This window comes from Vibrio sp. YT-17 (assembly GCF_033337375.1).
GTDB lineage: Bacteria > Pseudomonadota > Gammaproteobacteria > Enterobacterales > Vibrionaceae > Vibrio > Vibrio alginolyticus.
Genome location: NZ_JAWOQP010000006.1, coordinates 26,607 through 46,158, shown reverse-complemented (window position 1 = coordinate 46,158; position 19,552 = coordinate 26,607). Strand labels below are relative to the sequence as shown.

The 19,552-nt window shown below is 44.3% G+C and carries 11 protein-coding genes; 9 read left to right on the top strand and 2 right to left on the bottom strand.

Features of this window, described 5'->3' with window-relative positions; translation table 11 throughout:
* Positions 1-369 precede the first annotated feature (369 nt).
* The 3 genes from R7F67_RS07885 to R7F67_RS07875 are packed head-to-tail and all read left to right on the top strand — an operon-like array spanning position 370 to position 8,112.
* Positions 370-2,037 (top strand): hypothetical protein, encoded by a 1,668-nt coding sequence (locus R7F67_RS07885; RefSeq protein ID WP_213916866.1) that lies wholly within the window; start codon positions 370-372, stop codon positions 2,035-2,037.
* A gap of 3 nt (positions 2,038-2,040) precedes the next feature.
* Positions 2,041-3,483, top strand: coding sequence for a hypothetical protein (locus R7F67_RS07880; protein ID WP_318057139.1), 1,443 nt, complete (start codon positions 2,041-2,043; stop codon positions 3,481-3,483).
* A 12-nt stretch (positions 3,484-3,495) separates the two neighbouring features.
* On the top strand, positions 3,496-8,112 hold the full coding sequence (locus R7F67_RS07875) for an OmpA family protein (RefSeq protein ID WP_318057138.1): 4,617 nt from the start codon (positions 3,496-3,498) through the stop codon (positions 8,110-8,112).
* Positions 8,113-8,217: 105 nt separating this feature from the next.
* On the opposite strand, the gene R7F67_RS07870 is transcribed toward R7F67_RS07875, so the two are convergent.
* Both R7F67_RS07870 and tssH read right to left on the bottom strand, forming a co-directional pair.
* A complete protein-coding gene (locus tag R7F67_RS07870; protein WP_213916868.1) occupies positions 8,218-9,846 on the bottom strand; it encodes a sigma-54-dependent Fis family transcriptional regulator in 1,629 nt (542 codons plus the stop codon).
* Positions 9,833-12,511: a type VI secretion system ATPase TssH gene (tssH, locus tag R7F67_RS07865; protein ID WP_213916996.1), complete on the bottom strand. Its 2,679-nt coding sequence runs from the start codon at positions 12,509-12,511 to the stop codon at positions 9,833-9,835. The genes R7F67_RS07870 and tssH overlap by 14 nt, the downstream gene beginning before the upstream one ends.
* Before the next feature lie 456 nt (positions 12,512-12,967).
* On the opposite strand from tssH, the gene R7F67_RS07860 reads away from it, so the two are divergent.
* From R7F67_RS07860 to R7F67_RS07835, 6 genes are all read left to right on the top strand, one after another.
* On the top strand, positions 12,968-13,486 hold the full coding sequence (locus tag R7F67_RS07860; RefSeq protein WP_318057137.1) for an Hcp family type VI secretion system effector: 519 nt from the start codon (positions 12,968-12,970) through the stop codon (positions 13,484-13,486).
* A gap of 72 nt (positions 13,487-13,558) precedes the next feature.
* On the top strand, positions 13,559-15,637 hold the full coding sequence (gene tssI / locus R7F67_RS07855; RefSeq protein ID WP_005373412.1) for a type VI secretion system tip protein VgrG: 2,079 nt from the start codon (positions 13,559-13,561) through the stop codon (positions 15,635-15,637).
* A gap of 2 nt (positions 15,638-15,639) precedes the next feature.
* On the top strand, positions 15,640-16,122 hold the full coding sequence (locus R7F67_RS07850) for a hypothetical protein (RefSeq protein ID WP_017633762.1): 483 nt from the start codon (positions 15,640-15,642) through the stop codon (positions 16,120-16,122).
* Positions 16,123-16,216: 94 nt separating this feature from the next.
* The gene (locus R7F67_RS07845; protein WP_017633761.1) at positions 16,217-17,536 is read left to right on the top strand and encodes a hypothetical protein; all 1,320 of its coding nucleotides are present in this window, start codon (positions 16,217-16,219) and stop codon (positions 17,534-17,536) included.
* Positions 17,517-18,509 (top strand): DUF2169 domain-containing protein, encoded by a 993-nt coding sequence (locus R7F67_RS07840; protein ID WP_017633760.1) that lies wholly within the window; start codon positions 17,517-17,519, stop codon positions 18,507-18,509. Before R7F67_RS07845 ends, R7F67_RS07840 begins: the two co-directional genes overlap by 20 nt.
* Entirely contained in the window at positions 18,502-19,446 is a 945-nt protein-coding gene (locus R7F67_RS07835; protein WP_053349229.1) for a hypothetical protein, read from the top strand. Before R7F67_RS07840 ends, R7F67_RS07835 begins: the two co-directional genes overlap by 8 nt.
* The last annotated feature ends 106 nt before the right edge of the window (positions 19,447-19,552 follow it).

Sequence of the window (19,552 nt, the reverse complement as noted above, 5' to 3'; positions counted from 1 at the left end):
AACAGTCAATTTGTTGTTTGTTGCTGAGGAGGGCACCTCATAAACTTCTGAATTTCCTCGTGCTTACCTGAAGCGCACGTGACTACAATTTTTGTTAACTTCAGTCCATAAATTAAATTTTTTTAGATAGTAAGATTTTACCATTTTGACAGAGTGGGTGATGTTACTGGCTTTTATTGTGGTCAAATCGCATGTTTTAATAGTAAAAATCACCATTTTTTTGGTGTTTTTGATTTCGGGCGATTTTTCTATCTCGTTGAAAATAAATGGCTAAGTAAGTAGGATACGCAGACCAAATCGTACTTGTAAGCCTTATCAGCTTAATTGTCACCGCAGCCATATTTACGATGTTGGTTGTGGAGAATTCAAATGCATTTAGTTTGCAAATTTATACCTAGCTCGAAGCTATCCTCCAACGAGCTATCTTATGTTCTTACACCGGACGAGTGTATAGGGCAGCTTTCGCGTTTGCGAAATTCAGATGACATCCTTAGAAACCTCCCTAAAGAATTGGCGCAAAAGATTTCCATCTCTGCCAAAAAAACGACCAGCGCATTACTAGCTGCTATAAGAATCGAATTGGGAAAAGGCAATTGGGTGTCATTATCTACCGTTGCACGTCGGTCGCCATTGACGGACTCTCAGCTGCAAAGCTTCCCTAGACTTAAATCACTCGTTGACTCTGTACCTGCTTCGAATGAAAGCAAAGTTTTTAAAGCGGGTTACAAGCAGGTTACTGACGATGTTGCTCTAGTTCGCAGTTACACGCATGTACCTTCTGAGCCAAGCCCAGACCAAAAAATTGTTGTCGAGTTTGCAGGGCAGTGGTCTAGCAACGCGGCATGTTTGATGTTGGGAAAAACGGAAACTCAAAAAGAAAAAGTGACTGTAGGCAAGGCTGATACAGAAAACAAACACCGCAGCCTCGCGACATTTAAAGATCTCGAAGCTGAGGGCAAAACGCTCTATATCAAAATCCCTTGCACTGACCAGCCTCAGCCAATTTTGCTTAAACTCGCCGAAGACCTGCAACCCGTTGATAAAGAAACTCAGATGGATGAGTGGGATAACGTGTTGGTGCCTGTGAGACCATTGGCTTACTTAGATGGCAGCAAAGACAAAGCAAAAGCTTCTGACCTCCGCGGTGGTTTCCTTTATGTGTTTTGGAAAGGGAAGCTTTGGCGAGAGATGGCCATAAACGAGAAAGGTTATTACCAAGATGTTGACGTCGAGTATTACCGTACCCTAGAGCAAGAAGAAAATAAAAAAGACACACCTCAGGTAATACAAAGAAGCGCAAGCGGTTTTGCCATGGCGCATTTTTGGGCACCTTACAAAATATCGGGTGAAGTCCAACAGGGAGAAAATGGACTCAAGATCATTTTCTCACCAAAGCAAAAGCGCTTTGCTCAAATTGAAGCATTAGAATCGGATGCTGCTTTGCTAGAGAAATCCAGTACGCCATTAGATGAATTAAGCAGTTACAGTGACGCGCAGTCATTCAGTGCACAAGAATTCACCTCCGATGTAGACAGCGCAGCGATCCACAAAGTTACCGAAGACGATATGCCTTGGCTGAGTGACCAACAAGCCATCGTTCGCAGCTATGACCAGAGCAACACCGTGATTGCTTATGTGGATGGAAAAAACAGTGGTTTTCAATTGTCAGTTGAAACCGGGCTGATCGATTTTAATACTCCTGTCATTCATTATGCGGTGATATCTGATAGTGAAAGTGATTGGGTACTGAGTGAAGCGCTGCAATATGACCAAGAAAACCCACATTTTGCGACGGCGCAGCTCGGTGGTTTTCCCCCAAAAGGAAAATTCACTTTACAGATCACCTCTCCAGGTCATACCCATCACTCGGAACTGGTTTTTCAAGACTTAACTCTTGAGCAAATACAGAATTGGTCGACTCCGACTCAAATGGCGGAAAGGGTAGAGCCCGAGCCAGAACGCAGCGAACAAGAGCTGAATGCAGAAGAGAATCTCAGTCAATATATGTCGCTGTGGAAACAAGAATTAGGAATGTAAGTTATGAATAAAAAAGTCGTTTTTGGCTTGACCGCATTAGCTATTGTGGGCGTTGGGGTAGGCAGTGCCTTTAGCCCACAAGTTCAGCAATGGTTAAAAGAAAGATCCATTGCTCAGATGGAAAAAGAGCGTTACAACCACGCTTTAGAACGCTTAATGCCAACAGTACACTTCAAAGATGGAGCGACATCAAAAGAGGCCACATGGCTATTGGATATTGCAGATCCACGCACTGCGCCGTTGGCTCAGTGGGCCAACCCCGGAGATAAGCCGCAAATCATTACTCAGATTTATCGTGCTGAAAACCGCAAACAAGCTGGTTTATACACCATGAATTTAGACGGCAGCAACCTACAAACCTTGTTGACCCCAGAAGAAGTTGGCAGCCTAGTTGGGTTTACCAAAAACTTACGCCCGCAGCGCTCACCAAATGGCCGCTTCTTATTTTTTAACATGGGGTTATTCGCCTCGTTAAAAGGTTGCGCCGTTGCAGATCTTAAAACCCGCCAAATTGAACGCTTTGGCGGCGGTTGTAACTTTGGTGGCTGGCTGCCTGACAGCAGTAAAGCTTACATGTCGCAACTTGGCAAAGCGTATGAATTTGATACCAACAGCATGGTTATGAGTGAGCTGCCGCTGGCTTTACCTAACCCGGATTCTCCTGAGCTTAGAAAGAAATGGCTTGAAGGCAATTGGGGGGATCTTGCCTATGACAAAATTAAAAGAGTAAGGCTGTTAAATGATGGGAAGGAACTTCTGGTTAAGACAAGGACCTCACGTAGCAAAAAAGTTTTGGGTAAAGCCGATAAGGAAACCAATCTTATCTATCGAGTTGGCGATTGGCAACATTACAAGGAGGAGCGTTTTTACCCTAAGGGATGTTATCTAGCCGAAGAGCGGAGAAAGTACAATGCCGTTGCAGATTATATCTACTGGCGGGAGGACGGCGGTGCGTTTACTTGCAACACCAAGAATGGCTATCGTTCATTTAATACTCGAGCAACCGACAAAGCCTTACCTTTGGCTAGTAAAGACAGCCGCTACACGTTGCAACTCGGTGTTTTAAGTGGCAAGGATGCGCCTACCCCGAGATTGTATAGAGCGCGTCAGGCAGATGAGAGCTCGCCGATTGATGTACTCGCTTACCAGTATAAACCGCCTGTGGAAGGCGATAGTGTTAATGGCTTCTCACTTTATGTTCCAGCGAGTTTGCAGCCTAATTTTTCTGACTATGATTTACGTCAGGAATTCCCTGCCTTACCAGACCACGCTCAATACAAACAAGCTTTCGCCCGTTATCAGGAAGCACAGCAAGAAAAGTGTAAAGAAATAGATTACGGAAAGTGGACATCACTTGAAATCCGACGTTGCAAGCGTACATGCCAAATTGAAAGACAAGGCGATCATTTTGTGACGTCACACTGTTACTCAAATAAAGCTAAATAAGGAGTAAACTACATGACGAAATCAAATCTTAAAGTCAGTGGTGTTTACCTCCTAGGGCAACTTTTTGATGACAAGGGACTGGTACCAAATAGTCGATATTTTCCATTACGTAATGTATGTTTCGCGCACAAAGACGACCGTGAAACTAGGACTGTCAGCTATGATGGCGAAGGGCACCAGACTCAAACGCCACCGAAAGCGGCGTTATTGTACAGTGATGCACTCGGGAAAATTACCTATTTTAACGCACCTGAATCATTAGATTTAGGGCAAGATTTGCCACTGCAAGGTAATCCTGCATCTGCGACAACGTTTGCCTCTGGTCACTCTCGTTTACTATTTTTTCCGCCTTATTTAGCGCCAATTCATCTTATGAGTGAAGAGGGCAAAGACGGTAAATGGCTGGCGAATTTGTATAATTCGCTTATCTCGGGAGCAGAAATTAAGCCTTTAGAAAATTATTATCAAGTTTCTGAACAAAGTGATTATTCCATCTCTGAACTATTACCAAGTAAAGAGGTCTGTGATAAACACTATGCTGCTGCTATCGGTAAACTTGAGGAGTCGATAGAGTTAGAACAACTGAGTACGCTAAAAGCCATTGTATTACCACAGAAATATACGATTGTAGTCCACTTCTCTGATGCCAACTTCGTTGACGCAACTGTCACGCTGTCGAATTTTCCTTCACAGTTGCGTATTAAAGGGGATGCAGAAGGCAGTAATTTAACCGCGGTAAGCAATGTTAAAGAAGTCAAATTCAAAGATATCGACGGTCAAGAAAAGAACATTTACAGCGCTACGTTTTGGGTAATTTCCGATTCGGTGTTTAAACTCGAAGAGGCGAACCAGCATTGCCGTTTTGATATTGATCTCTCAACTGTTGCGAACAAAGAATATTGGGACGGCTTTAAAAGTGAACAGTACAGTTTTTGCGAACGAGTATTGCACTTACCAATCTCAACCCCGCTTGGGCGCAGTGCTTTGGTAAACGGTGATCCCATCTCAGTAGAGGAAGCACTGTTCAACCAAGCCCCTCACCTTTACCCTAATTTACTGGAAAAACTGAAACAAAGCCCAACTGATTTGCCTGAAAAACTCGCTAGTGAGCCAAAAAACGCGATTGCTCCCCAGATATGGCACAGTGTACAAAGCAATAAAGCGTACATTGAAAGTGCAGCCCAAACGATGCAACACAAGTTAAGTTGGCAAACCGTAGCCAAGGTTGCTGCGGCTTCTGTTGGTGGCAGTGCTGATAGCGAAATGAGAAATATTGCGGGTGCGACAGAGGCTTGTTTGTCCGTTATAAGTAAAGCTAATGACCTTTCAGCGAACACGGCCGCATTTGGCCAGAGTCAAATCGACATGATTAAGTTGTTCGGTGACAAAGGCAATATCTTATTTGATAAGTTGAAAGATAAGATCAATTTGATTGAAGTGCCTTCGCAGTGGCGTCAGTTATTACAAGATACTCAAATAGCGGAAAAGATCGGTAAAGGTTACACTTTGGCTGATGTCATCATTAAAGGTGGAAACTTAGTAGAGGCTTACAACAAAGACGATAAGGCGAGCAAAAGGCTTGATTCTGTTGTGCTTGAGTACCTTGCGACTGTACAGCAGCCTGGAATGAAATCTTTGGCTAGTATTGGTGATAAGGCACTTTTGGACGCAGAGACTAAGGCACTTGAACAACTCAAAAACCTACTGTCCAAGCTTGGAGACAACGATGAGCTTTCATTAAATACCGAGGTTAAAAAAGGGCGACACATATTCGAATTAAGAAGCACGACGTTTGCTTTTGACCGTAGCGACTCAAATAACCCTAAAGCTAGAGCCAACTTAATTGAATTGGGGGGGATACTATCGCAAATACACCGCCCGATTCCAATTACGATAAAAGGTCACACTTGTTCGCGCGGGTCGATCGAATACAACCAGACTTTGTCAGAAGAGCGAGCGAGTTATATACGAGAATGTATATTAGAAGGGATTACGTCTAACCAGGCCGTTTGGAAAACGTGCATACGTGCCATTGGTCTAGGTGAGCGAGAACCGCTTGTCCCCAATGATTCTGAAGAGCAACGCCGTAGCAATCGTCGCGTCGACTTACTGCTTCATTTTGAAGCAATCTTAGATTATCCAGTTTCTCGCGGTGGACTAACTGTCGTCGAAAAATCCCGTCAAATGATGATTGCTAATGAGATGCAGCTTGACGCGGCCACTTTAGATGCAATAGAACTTGCCCTTGACACGGCCCTTGATGAGGCTTCAGTAACGCCCTTAGGGGCTACTGCTAACTTTGTTTATACGGTAGGCAAGGCAGGATCTTCGCTGTTCTCAAATCTTTATGACTTGATTACTGAAGAAGCAGACACTTTAAAGTTACGAAATAATCTTGAAAAAATACAATACCAAAATATTGTCTCTCAAGAACAAATACTGTCATTTGGTTCAGAAAGTCTCTCTGACGAGATGAAGTCAAGTTATTACAAACGTGCGCATGCGTTGAATGGCTTGAGTCGATTATTGCTTGAACGAAACTATCAAGAGATGTCAGGCGAGCGTGTCAACGTCTCGGATGAACATATTGCTGGCTACATTGAACAGTTTTTGCTCAACGATCAGTGGCAACTCAATGAGAATGGGTTTGGTATGGTTCACTTAGACGAGTTCTATATGGATTCGGACTATGCACAAGCTGAGTTATCACTCCTAAAAGCCAGCACTTATTCTGCTTACGCACAACTAGGGGCAAGTATTGCGGGCAGACAGTTGAGCGATTGGTACTCTGACGCTAAGGATAGCGAAAGCCCAAGACCATTTATGGAATACAGCCCAATTCACTACATGGCATCCGCTAATACTCAAGCACTTGTCAAAATGTTCGAAGTTCCCTTCAAAACTGAAGATCTGGAAGCGCTATACAAAGGAGCTAAACAGTCAATATCAGTTAAAACGGCTCGTGACGGAGCACCAAAAAAATGGATAGCAATGGATGAGTTCCTAGCAGAGTATGGGTCTTTGTCACCGTTTGATGAGGTTAGGATTATCGTCGTCTTAGCTAAAGAAGCGGTCGAGTCATTAGAGCCAGAAAAGCGCCGCTTTTTACATCGAGTGGGAATTGAGGTTCAAGCTCGTTGGAATTGGTCGAATTACTCAACTATAGAAGATGCGGTGAAGAAAGGGTCCAAAATCGTCAATAAAAGCTCAGAGTACCTGCGAGATATTAAGCCGATAGTCGATAATTTAAGTTTGACTTCTAAAGAAAAAGCGCTGGTGAGCGAGCAATCTGATGATGAAACCTGGGGCGTCATTATCGAACCGTCTTTTGTTTTTGGAGTCAATAAAATTAAAGGAACAAGACCGTGGATTCCGTCCGGTTCGCTGAAAAACATATATTTGAACCGCTTGTTTGAAGAAGAAAATAGAGAATTACGCACCGGTGAGTTACCTCTACAGTATGAGTACCTTGTGGGCATCAAAGGGTTGAATGATTCATTCGAACCTATTAATTATGACTTTTGGGGTACATGGGGGATTTCTACATTCGATCTTTCATTAAGTCCCTCTCGACTTTATCAATTTGGTAAAAATAAAGACATTAAACATGCTGATCATTTATTAGTTTCAAAAAGCTTCCTGTCAGCGCCAAAACCGGATGCAGATCAAGGTAGTTTCCCTAAAGTGTTTGATGATCCGACCGTTGAACTCCATATAATGCAGCAAGGTCTTGAGGGTAAATACTCTGATTTCGCGCGGTACTACAAAGAAGAGGTTGAGGATTTTGATTGGAGTAAGTGGGTCAATTGCCTAGCGGTCGTTAAGACTAAACACTGTCCTGATACACATTTCAGTAACCTAGGATTTGCGCCTGGTAAAGTGATAGGCGTTGAGGCCAAATTGCGAGCGGTTGAGCTTACCAATAGTATTGATTTTCTACCTGGTGTGTCAGGTGGAACTCACTTCACTTTGGGTAAAGGGGAGTTATATCGAATAGGTACCATCGTTGAAAAAGATAATGAATGGCAGTTTGACGTAATGACCTCACAAAAGCATGGAGCACCATTAAAAACTGAGCTTTCCACTCAGCTTGAGAGCTTACGTCAATCTTTTTCAAGAATGAGTTCGAATGAACTTAAAAGTCATGCTATCACGAACTTTGTTGGATTGCGTCAGAAGACGGATATCTATGCTCAGATTTTCAAGCCTGAATATGTCAATGTATTAGGTTCAAAAGTAGCTGGGCTTAAACCATTTAAGAGAGTTGAGAAGCTAGTTGATAATTTTCACGAATACATTGACCTTCAACTTGAACTTATTGGGCCTATTGGATCAGGTTTACATGCGCAATCAGAAAAATTAAAGCTTAATATACATGCCGTTGACCGTGAAGACATTCCAGTAACGTGGTACAAATGTAAGGATGAGCTCATCAGAGGAGCCGAAGAAATTCTGAAAATAGAGGATAAAAGAGACTTATTTTCGAAACGAGAAATAGCAGAGCGCTACGGAAAAACCTACTCTGATATTTCACCTATTTTAGAATGGTTGGCAGCAGGCGAAGCTAAGCCAAGTAGGCTAAGTGATCGCCAAATTATATTGATAAACAAATGGATTTTAAGTAAATAAAAAAACCGCCTTCGGGCGGTTTTTCTTTTCTTATCAATGGAAACTGAAGTAAGATTTTCTCGCTTCTCGCTTCTCGCTTCTCGCTTCTCGCTTCTCGCTTCTCGCTTAACCAGCTGCAGAAATATCGTATTTCTTCATCTTATGGTTGAGGGTACTCATTGGAAGTGCCAATTGCTCAGCGGCTTTCTTCGTGTGCCAATTACAGGCATTTAAGCAATCGATGATCACTGTGCGTTCGTATTGGCTGACAACGTCCTTAAGGCCCATTGAAGCGTCTTCTAAATCCGCTTGTGCTGGCTCATAAACAGATTGTTCCGGGGTTGGTGATGCTGCTTTCAATTCGACACTTGGCGTATCTTCTGGGATTTGTTCACCAAACTCGATGTGAGTAATGGTTTCAAAATCGGACAGCAGGACCGAGCGTTCGATGATGTTTTTAAGCTCTCGCACGTTACCTGGGTATGGGTACGCAAGAAGCTGTTTACGCACGTTGGCACTTAACCCCGGTGCTTGCGGTAAACCTAGCGTGTTTGTGGTGTGTTGCACGAAGTGCTCTGCGAGAGGGAGGATGTCCGACTTGCGTGCTCTTAAAGGTGGCAATGTAATCGGGAAGACATTCAAACGATAGAACAAATCGGCACGGAATCCGCCATCTTTGATTTGCTGCATAAGATTACAGTGGGTTGCGGCGATTACGCGCACGTCCACATCAATCTCTTTGCTGGTGCCGATTGGGCGAACTTTACGTTCTTGTAGCACACGCAGCAATTTAGCCTGCAGTAGCATTGGCATATCACCAATCTCATCCAAAAATAGTGTGCCGCCGTTGGCTGCTTCAAACAAACCGACTTTGTCTTTGTCCGCGCCAGTGAATGAGCCTTTCTTATGGCCAAAGAGTTCTGACTCTAATAACTGCTCTGGGATTGCGGCACAGTTCTGTACGATCAAAGGTTGTTCTGAACGATTAGAGTTTTCGTGAATGTATTTCGCGATCACTTCTTTACCAGCGCCCGTTTCACCACGCAACAGAACGTCGACAGGAAGAGATAGCACCTTATCAAGACGATTCAAGACATTGAGCATTTCTTCGCTCTCTGCAATGGGACCTTGATAGGCTTTCTGGGTACGTTTTTTGAGCTGAGTGTTCTCGCGCACTAGGGCTTGATTGTCGGCATTGAGATTTTTTATTACTTGCCCGTATTGCTCTAACCAAACGGCTTGGCGAATATTACTCGCGGCCATACGACAAAACTCAGTCAATGCAGCTTCATTGTCGATAACACTTAAATCGAGTAAGACTAACAGCCCAATGGTTTTGCTTTCGCTATCAATCAAAGGCCAAGCCAGTAAGTTCTCGCTTTTTAATCCCAGTGTCTGCTCAGTTTGATAGATGCTTTCGCAGTCATAGCCGTTGTACTTATACAGCTCGTTAATCAACACCACTTCACCATTACGAATGGCAAAGTTAAATGGGTCGTTCTCACTGGCTGAGTCTAACTGTAATGCTTCCCAAGGATGGGAAACGATAGTTTTATCGTTATGGTGAGCGGTACTTGGAATCAACGCCTGCCCAGTCTGGTCCAAAACGTAAATGATGCCGTGCTTTGCGAGGGTCATTTGTCTCGCAGCGGTCAACACAGCATCCAACGTTTGGGTAAGCTGGCTGCGATCAGCCAAAGACTGACTGATCGCAAGTAGGGCGTTACTAAGTTCGCTATGGTTAGCTGAACGCATAGGTTAGTGTTCCTTGCTCATCGACAGACACTTCGATTTGCGTATGTGAATCATCCTTGTCATGCACCAATAGCTGAGTCGATAGTTGCGGCAGCAACTGACGGTTGATGACCGCGTCGATATTACGCGCGCCTGTTTCAGCAAGGCGACAGTTACCTAGTACGAACTCAACCAAACTTTCTTCGTAGCTCAGAGACAATTTGTGATGGCTCTGTAGACGCTGAGAAACTTTGTTTAGCTTGTGGTGAATTATTTCAGTCATTGCTTCATCAGACAGTGGAACAAATGGCAGTACCGACATACGTGCCAACAGCGCCGGTTTGAAGTGTTGGTTCAAAGTAGGGCGAATAGCTTCTGCGATGATGTTCGCATCGATGTCTTTTGATTGATGAACCAAAGATTCAATTTCGTGCGTTGCAAGGTTACTGGTCATGACGATCAGCGTGTTCTTGAAGTCGATTGTGCGGCCTTCGCCGTCGTTCAGCGTGCCTTTGTCGAACACTTGGTAGAACAGGTTCAACACTTCAGGGTCGGCTTTTTCCACTTCATCAAGAAGAACAACAGAATATGGACGTTGACGAACCGCTTCTGTCAGCATGCCGCCTTCACCGTAACCTACGTAACCCGGAGGTGAACCGATTAGGCGAGATACCGTGTGCTTCTCTTGGAACTCAGACATGTTAATGGTCGTCATAAAGCGCTCACCACCAAACATTTGATCAGCAATTGCACGAGCAGTTTCGGTTTTACCCACGCCACTTGGGCCAACCAGCAGGAATACGCCTGTTGGTGCGTCTGGGTTGCCTAAGCCTGCTTTTGCGGTTTGAATGCCTTCAGACAGTGCATCGATAGCGTATTCTTGGCCTTTGATGCTTTGTGTTAGGCTTTCTTTCAGTTTTAGCGTGGTTTCTGCTTCGTCTTGAAGCATCTTACCCATTGGAATACCAGTCCAGTCCGAGATCACATGGCTGACTTCATCTGGGCCCACTTCAAAGTGAACCAGTGGGTTGCCATTGCGGATTACATCTAGCTGTTCTTGGCAGGCCGAAATTGCAATGCGAACGGCTTCTTCATCCATTTCTGCATATGGAGAAACGTCTTGCTCTTGTTCTGAATCTTCGTCTGCAACAAGCTCTTCTTCATTTGTTTCGCCAAAGACCAGTTCATGTAAGCGAGAGCGTAGAGCAATCATCTCTTGGATCTGCTCTTTTTCTTTGTGCCATTGCGCTTCTTGTTCTGCTAGCTCTTCTTTCGTTGTTTCCATTGCCAGTTTTAGGTCTGGAATGTTAGCAAGGCTGTGCTTGTCGCCAGTTTGCTGCAGAGCATCACGCTCAAGTGCTTCAAGCTCGCGTTGTTGAGCTGCAAGTTCTTGTTGCAGTGTTTCTACAGACGCCGGAATGGCATTTAGGCTGATGTTCACACGCGCGCATGCTGTATCTAGAACATCAATGGCTTTATCTGGCAGTTGACGACCAGAGATGTAACGAGCAGAAAGTGCTGCCGCAGCAGTGATAGCATCGTCACGCACGTAAACGTTATGTGATTTTTCATAAGCAGGGCGCAGACCACGAATGATCAATGCTGCTTGTTCAGGAGATGGTTCGTCGAGTTTCACCAATTGGAAACGACGTGCAAGGGCAGGATCTTTCTCGAAGTACTTCTTGTATTCCGACCATGTTGTTGCGGCGATGGTTTTCACTTCACCACGTGCTAGGGCTGGTTTTAGCAAGTTTGCCGCGTCGCTGCCGCCCGCTTGGTTACCGCCGCCAACAAGGGTGTGCGCTTCATCGATGAAAAGAATGATAGGGGTTGGCGAGTTTTTCACTTCATCCAATACTGCGTTTAGGCGTTTTTCGAATTCGCCTTTTACGCTTGCACCAGCTTGCAGAAGACCCATGTCCAGGCCGTAAAGCTCAACACCTTTGAGGTTGTCTGGTACGTCACCTTGTACAATCTTAAGTGCCAAACCTTCTACTACTGCGGTTTTACCAACGCCCGGTTCACCAACAGCAATAGGGTTGTTTTTACGGCGACGAGCAAGGATGTCCACGATTTGGCGGATTTCTTGGTCACGGCAGAAAACAGGATCGATTTCGCCTTTGCGTGCTTTACCAGTGAAGTCTGTCGTGAACTTGCTCAGTGCTGAGCCATCCTCACGAGCTTGTGTTTTCTCTGAAGTAGCAACTTGCGCCTCAATAGAGTGGCTTGTTAGCTCTGCAAAGTTACGCTTAAGGCTGTCAGGGTTTACCGCTTCAAGGATAGAGGCGTAACCATGTTGGCCGTAACGGAGAGGGTTGCTAACAAGAGTAAGGAGTAAGGCACCAGAGCGGATTTGTGTTTCGGATAGATCTAAAGAAGAAACCAGCCAGCTTTCTTGCAACCATTCGATTAATAAAGCAGAAAAAACAGGTTTGCTGCCATTTCCTTTGGCGTTGGTGTCGAGTGTGGATCGAACCGATTGTCTTAATAAGTTCTCAGAACAATCAAAATGACTCAATAAGACGTCAAAATCACTATTTGGCCTTTCTAATAGACTCAGTAAATAATGCTCAATTTGAACTTCGTTTGCTTTTTCAGAGACTGCAAGTGCAGCGGCGTCTTCTAATGCTACTTTTGCAATCGGGTGTAGACGCTGAATTAATGAAGAAAGGTTTATATTTATCATAGCCATTTTATTCTTTAGAGGAAAAGAGGTAGCGGCTATTATACTAAAAGTAATTGCGTTCTTTTTTTATCAAGATATTTTGACTATCGTTTGTTGGTTATTTTTAATGATTATTGTGACATTAATGTTTGTGGTTATTTTAATGGCGTTGTTATTCTAAATTAATTGATAGTAAAAGTGTCGGATTTATTAGTTTTAATGACTTTATTTACACGGTTTTATATGGTTATTTTCACTTTTTAAAGTTAGAACAATTTATTATTATCTTAATCCAACTTTTTGGTTTTTTATCCAATAAATTGTACTCAATATATTAGTGAACAATGCCTGGTATTGCTTAAGTTGTTGTTTTTGTTTGATTTTTAAAGTTGGCACGGACTTTGATTATACCAACTAGTCGCGGTGATAAGCGATTTGGTGATTTAAACAAAACAGATTTTAGAAAAGGAAATAGCGATGCCAACTCCAGCATATATGTCTATCCAAGGTGAGACTCAAGGCCATATTACTAAAGAGACTTACTCTGCAGATTCAGTAGGTAACACATGGCAAGAAGCTCACGTTGATGAGTTCCTAGTACAAGAACTTGATCACGTGCTAACAGTTCCACGTGATCCACAAAGTGGTCAGCCAACTGGTCAACGTGTACACCGTCCACTTGTTGTAACTAAAGTTCAAGATCGCTCATCTCCACTACTATTCAACGCACTAGTATCTGGCGAAAAACTTCCTGAGTGTGTGATCCGCTTCTACCGCACTTCAGTTCAAGGTAAACAAGAGCACTACTACTCAATCAAATTGATTGATGCGCTACTTGTCGATATCCAAACTCGTATGAACCACTGTCAAGACGCAGCAACAGCTGACCGCGTGACAGAAGAAGTGCTTAAGTTCACTTACCGTGCGATCGAAGTAACTCACGAAAACTGTGGTACTGCGGGTAACGACGACTGGCGTGCTCCACGCGAAGCTTAATTGCTCGTCGCGTAAAGATTCAGGGCCAACGATTGTTGGCCCTAATTCGATTATTTGTATCAGGTAAAAGATATGGTGAATGACGTAGAATTTAAATTTGAAGTGCCTGGATGTGGGCATGAATTTCGGGTCGAGAGCTTTCATGTTCATGAAGAGTTATCTAAGCCTTTCCACATCAATCTCTCATTACTTTCACTTGATCCAGATATCTCGTTCGATGAGTTAATACGTAAAGCAGGAACATTGACACTTTACGGACAAGGTGTTGGGGCTGCGCGTGTGTTCAACGGCGTGGTGAATGAAGTTCGTTACTTAGGGACTGGGCGTCGTTTTTCTCGTTATCAATTAGTCTTGGTGCCTCAAGCTTGGTTCTTATCTCAGCGCCAAGATTGTCGTATTTTCCAGCAAAAGTCAGCGCAAGACATCATCACAGAAGTACTCGATGATGGGGCAGTCACCGATTACCGATTTGAAGTGTCGGGTACTTATCCTCCAAAAGAATACGTTCTGCAATACCGTGAGTCTGACTTGCACTTCGTGCAGCGTATGATGGCTGAACACGGTATGTGGTATTACTTTGACCATAGCGATTCAAATCATACGATGGTCATTGTCGACAGTAATGACGCGATTGCACCTTTGATAAGCTCGCCACTAAATGCTTCTTACATTGGGCCGATTGTTTATCATGCCGATGGTGGCGGTGTTGCCGATCGCGAACATATCTCTGATCTCGAGTTAGTTAACCGCGTTAGAACGGGACAGGTTACGTACACAGATTACAACTACGAACACCCTAAAATTCCACAAGAGATGACACAGGCTGGCGAGCTAGACCAAGATCTCAAGCAGTTTGATTATCCTGGACGATACGTCGACCCGCTGATGGGGCAGGTGAGAACCACGGAGTGGATGTCGGAACACATAGTCGATAATCAACAAGTGGAAGCAACGAGTGACGTAATGCGCTTAGCATCTGGTTACAGCTTTAACGTCAGTGACCACCCGCGTTCTGAGATTAACCGCGATTACCTCATGTTGTCTGTAATGCACACAGGTCAAGATCCGCAAGTGCATGAAGATGAAGCGAGTGGTATGCCAACTACTTACTACAACCAGTTCTCATGTATTCCACGTGATGTGGTATTTAAAGCGCCTAAACTAGCAGCACCAGTGGTTGATGGCCCGCAAACGGCGGTTGTTGTAGGACCAGAAGGTGAAGAGATTTACACCGACAAGCTTGGTCGAGTGAAAGTACAGTTCCATTGGGATCGCTACGGTGATAACAACGAGCATTCAAGCTGTTGGATTCGTGTAAGCCAATCCATGGCGGCGCCAACATGGGGCGCAGTTTATTTGCCGCGTATTGGCCACGAAGTCGTAGTAACTTTCCTTGAGGGGGACCCAGATCGTCCGTTAGTTACGGGCGCAGTTTACAACGGTTTGCATTTCCCACCGTACTCTTTGCCAGAAAACAAAACTCGTACCACGTTCCGCACGCAAACGCACAAAGGAACAGGTTACAACGAGTTGAGTTTTGAAGACGAAGCGAACCAAGAAGAAGTCTATATTCACGCTCAAAAAGACATGTCGACCAAGGTGCTCAACAACCGTTACCGTGATATCGGTCAAGATGAATTCTTGAAGGTTGCACGTCACCAAACGAATGAAGTTCATGGTGACCATAAAGAAACCATTCATGGGCATAAAACGACACAGGTAAACAGTACGTTTACCGAGACAGTCGAGCAAGACGTTACCGTTACATACAACGCGAACGAAGCCCAGTATGTGAAAAACAATTCTGACTTAGAAATTGGTGATAACCGTACGACTAAGATCGGTAAAAATGATGACTTAGATATTGGCGAAAACAGTAACCTTACTATCGGTGCGTCTAAGAGTTCAGATATTGGTGCGGATGATAACCAGACGGTTGGTGGCAACTTAACGGTATCAGTGAAAGGGAATACCGCTTATAAAGCTGATGGTGCAACGCAAATTATCAGTGGCGACAAGATTGTATTGAAAACGGGTGGTTCCTCTTTAGTGATGAACAGTGATGGTTCAATAAAGTTATCAGGCTCGGCTATTACGATCGAAGGCAGTGACAAAGTCGTCGTGAAAGGTGGCAACGTAGTGGTTAACTAACAATGGAAAAACAACCTCTTACAACAGAAGTAATATCAAAGCAGCAAGCCGAATCAACGGCTTGCTTTTCGCGTTTTGGAAGAATAGTGGCTATCAATGAGTCTACGGGCAGTGTGCGAGTTGATTTTGATGGTAACCCATTTAAGCAGCCACTCACTGCGAGACTAGGACGTGGCTTTCGTCGTTCTGAGCTGCAAATGGCTATCGATAATCGATTAAGTTGTCGAGTTGAATTTTTGAACGACGACTTAAGCTTGCCTCTTGTGACGGACATTTTCTTCTCCATTCTGGATGACTCTGACGAGTTTGTATTGCGAGCGAAGAAGATGGTTATCGAGACAGAACAAGAGTTGGTAGTCAAAAGTGGTGAGACAGAAACTCGCTATAGCGGGCGCGATGGACGAATTACCACTAAAGCGAAGTACGTCACTTCTCAAGCAGAAAAAGCACAAAAAATTCAAGGCGGAACGATCGCAATTAACTAATTACCTAGCATTAGCTAATTTACGTCGAGTTAGCTAATTACTTTGTATTAACTAATTGCAATCGCGTTATGGCACGCTAATAACGGATAACTAGATGCGACAAAGAATCGGTGTCGAGCACCTAAAGGCACCCATAACCAATCAAGAAGTCGAAGGCGCGTTAGCAAAAGCTGATCGCGCTGTGAATGACCTTTCCCAGTTGCCAGTAACATGGCTGGATTTCTGTAATGAAAAGCTGTCCATTGCTTCTGAAAGTATCGGGTTTTTAATCAGGCAGCGAGTTCAAATTCACAAAAGGGGTTATCCAAGTCGTGAGTTGGCGTATCTCAAGCTGATCGAACGCCAAATTGAAGAACTGAAGCAGGTGTACTTGTCGTTTTATCGGCTAGCACCGGGGTTGATTCATCAGTTAAGAGGCCAGGAGCCAGAAATCTACAGCTGGCTGATGCTACAGGGCGAGTTGGGCTCAGAGTTGGATAACCTTTTGTGCGGATTGAGTTTACTCGAAGATATTGACGCTAAAACCGCAATGGTCATTGCCGTACAATCTCCGGTTGAATCTATGGATAGCACGCTTTCGGAGCTTATTGAGGGCAATGCGACATCCAGTGCGTTTTACTTTGAATGCTTACGTGTACGTCAAACATTAAGTGTTTCTCTCATCAAGCGCTGGCACAAAGCCAGCATCATTAGCTCTCAAGTTGCTTTGCCACTGCTCGTTTTACAAGACGTAAAAGAGGGGATTGATTGGCTTAATGACAATGCAGGCAGCGAACAATATCTATTTGAACGTTTGATTACCAAACGTGACAGAGGCACTTGGTTCCGTCAGTGCTTTGGCATCGAACCAAATAGATTACCATCAGCGCAAGTGCTCACTTACGCCAAGTTGCTTGAGTTAAAAGAGTTTGAGGCGTTTGATATCTCTTCTTCATTAGCACCTGTTGATTTTGCGCTGAGTGGTGATTGGAAACTGGTGCCCCAAATCATCGAGCACTTGGAAAGTCTGGAGGAAGCTGAAGGTGAAATTTGGCTTCAAGCCTTGTATGTCGTCTACGGAAAGCTTCTTCCTCTGACTCCGCAAGATGTTGGTGTCGAGTATGAATGGGAAGAGATCGTCGATCTGCTCAATGAGTGGGTGGAAGATGAAAAATATATCCAAAATCTACCAAGCCGCTTGGGTTACGCATTGAGCTTCGAGTCTACGTTAGCTGCGATGCAAGATTCTAACGTTGATGTGCTGTTCCGCGACTGGCTATGGCGCCAAATCTGTATTCAATCCAGAGCCTACGTGCCTTGGGATATGGCAATGCCGATTCATCAACAAGACTGGAACTTTAACAATTTAAAGGCCGCACCTTCTGCGAGCGAACGATTCAACTTAAGGAATAGCAATGCAGTTATGGGATATTGAGGCGCACCCTGAGCTATCACTTAAAGGTCGTTTTCAACGTGACGAAAACGGCGATGAAGTGTGGGTTGTGGTCGCCAAACGCACATGGCAATTCGATGGTGTGGTTTGGCACGAATTAGGTGAAAGTGAAATCTTCGATGATCCCCAATATTTGGGCGAAGAAGGCTTCTCTGCGATGAAAGTTGACCACGAGTTCGCGTATACCAAAGACAACACAGATGTACTTGTTTACGGCAAAGCGCGCAGTTACGCGAAAAAGCCAGTGACATACCAAGAGTGTCGCGTGTTGATTGATGGTCATATCGATAAGATTCTCGCTATTCACGGGGAACGCGTATGGGTTGAGCATGCTGGCAGTATCACGCTGAGCAATCCAGTCCCATTTATTGAAAAAGACATTGATTACACTTGCGCGGTAGGCGGTGATTTACGTAACCGAATAGGTGGTGGGGTTGCCGACTCCAACAAAGAATTGCTTGAACAGAAAGTACCCTCGATTTTTTATCCCCGAGAGGACTGGAGTGCCGCCGCGAAAAAGCTACGCGTTGCGGGGTTCGGGCCTGTGCCTCCGTTCTTTGAGTCGCGCCAGAAGCTGGCCGGCACGTTCGATGACGATTGGATTGAGAATCGCAAGCCAATGTTGCCACTCGATTTTGATAAGCGGTTCTTCCAAAGCGCGCCTATTGATCAACAGTGCAAAGGCTTCCTTCGTGGGGGGGAGCGTTTGATGATGAGTGGTTTTTGTCATGATGACACGCTTTCATTTCGAATTCCTAAAGAAAAATACCGTGCGATCGCGACGTTCAAAGATCAAAGTTATCAAGCTGATATGGCGATGTACACCTTATTCGTTGATGCGGAAAAGAAAACTATATCAATCAGTTACACCGCTGCGTTTCCTTGTCAGGGCAAGGAGCATTTGTTGGTGTCGACATCCATCACTAAGTTGGAAGAGGTAAGCGAGCATGCATAATTCAACAGGCCGTTACGTGCTAGGGATGGAAGTGATGACGCCAACCGGTATGAATTTAGATATTGCTAGTGCAGTTTCGTATGCTGATTTAGGAAGATTCGACCAATGTGTAGGGGATGATGGTATCGAGCGTTTTACTTACGCCAAAATCGAATACACCAAAGAAAGTGAGCAGTTTGAAAAAACGTGTGAGTTAATCACCCACTTGCTTGATTCATTGTTAGCGCAGTTACCACGTTCATTGAGACCAATACCTTTGCTTATAGCGGTGCCTGTGTCTGTTTCTCTAGTAAAGGTGCAAGAATGGCTTGGTGAAAGTAACTATGCTGAATTTCTCTCTGTGGTGAATGCTGTTCATGCCAGTGGGCCTAGTTTCGTTCTCCAGGCCATGAAATCATTGGATAAATATGATGCTATGATGTGTATCAGTGTCGATTCCTTGGTGAGTTCGATGCAAACACTCATCGACGATGCGATGGTAATTAGTACCAATAATCCATGGGGCGTTATTCCGAGCGAGGGTGGGGCGGGTTTAATTCTTTGTCGAAAAAACACCGTAGAAACATTGAAACTTAAGCCTCAAGCGCAGCTTGGCTACATTGATACGGAATTAAACACTTCAGACCGAAGAGGCATGTTTCGACTTGTTCAACGTGCGACTAAAAAGCTCGATTCATTTGGTGAAGTGTATTCCGATATGACGAACCTGCGCATGCATTCGGAAGATTACGGCTTTGCTCTGGGGGCGAAAGCAGAACGATTCACGAACCCAGAACAACCGCAGCTTATCAATGAGTTGTGGGGCACAATGGGCAGTTGTTCTTCTCTCGCTTTAATTGCCTTTGCGGTCAGAGAGCACCACTTTAAGCAACCAACTACGTTGTTAATGTTCGACTTTCATGGTGACAAAGGAGTTCTCCAATTACTGCAATGTTAGTGGGCACTCATCGATCAAATGGCAATGAAAATATACTCATATTATTAGGTTGAAGTTTGTAACACGAAAAAGCGTATAACTCATGCAGTGAAAGCGTAAGTAAAAA

Excerpts from the sequence above, each read along its gene's own strand:
- R7F67_RS07875 (WP_318057138.1), top strand. The coding sequence starts at position 3,496 with ATGACGAAATCAAATCTTAAAGTCAGTGGTGTTTACCTCCTAGGGCAA.
- R7F67_RS07870 (WP_213916868.1), bottom strand. The coding sequence starts at position 9,846 with ATGCGTTCAGCTAACCATAGCGAACTTAGTAACGCCCTACTTGCGATC.
- tssH (WP_213916996.1), bottom strand. The coding sequence starts at position 12,511 with ATGATAAATATAAACCTTTCTTCATTAATTCAGCGTCTACACCCGATT.
- R7F67_RS07885 (WP_213916866.1), top strand. The coding sequence starts at position 370 with ATGCATTTAGTTTGCAAATTTATACCTAGCTCGAAGCTATCCTCCAAC.
- tssI (WP_005373412.1), top strand. The coding sequence starts at position 13,559 with ATGGTGAATGACGTAGAATTTAAATTTGAAGTGCCTGGATGTGGGCAT.
- R7F67_RS07850 (WP_017633762.1), top strand. The coding sequence starts at position 15,640 with ATGGAAAAACAACCTCTTACAACAGAAGTAATATCAAAGCAGCAAGCC.
- R7F67_RS07880 (WP_318057139.1), top strand. The coding sequence starts at position 2,041 with ATGAATAAAAAAGTCGTTTTTGGCTTGACCGCATTAGCTATTGTGGGC.
- R7F67_RS07835 (WP_053349229.1), top strand. The coding sequence starts at position 18,502 with ATGCATAATTCAACAGGCCGTTACGTGCTAGGGATGGAAGTGATGACG.
- R7F67_RS07860 (WP_318057137.1), top strand. The coding sequence starts at position 12,968 with ATGCCAACTCCAGCATATATGTCTATCCAAGGTGAGACTCAAGGCCAT.
- R7F67_RS07840 (WP_017633760.1), top strand. The coding sequence starts at position 17,517 with ATGCAGTTATGGGATATTGAGGCGCACCCTGAGCTATCACTTAAAGGT.
- R7F67_RS07845 (WP_017633761.1), top strand. The coding sequence starts at position 16,217 with ATGCGACAAAGAATCGGTGTCGAGCACCTAAAGGCACCCATAACCAAT.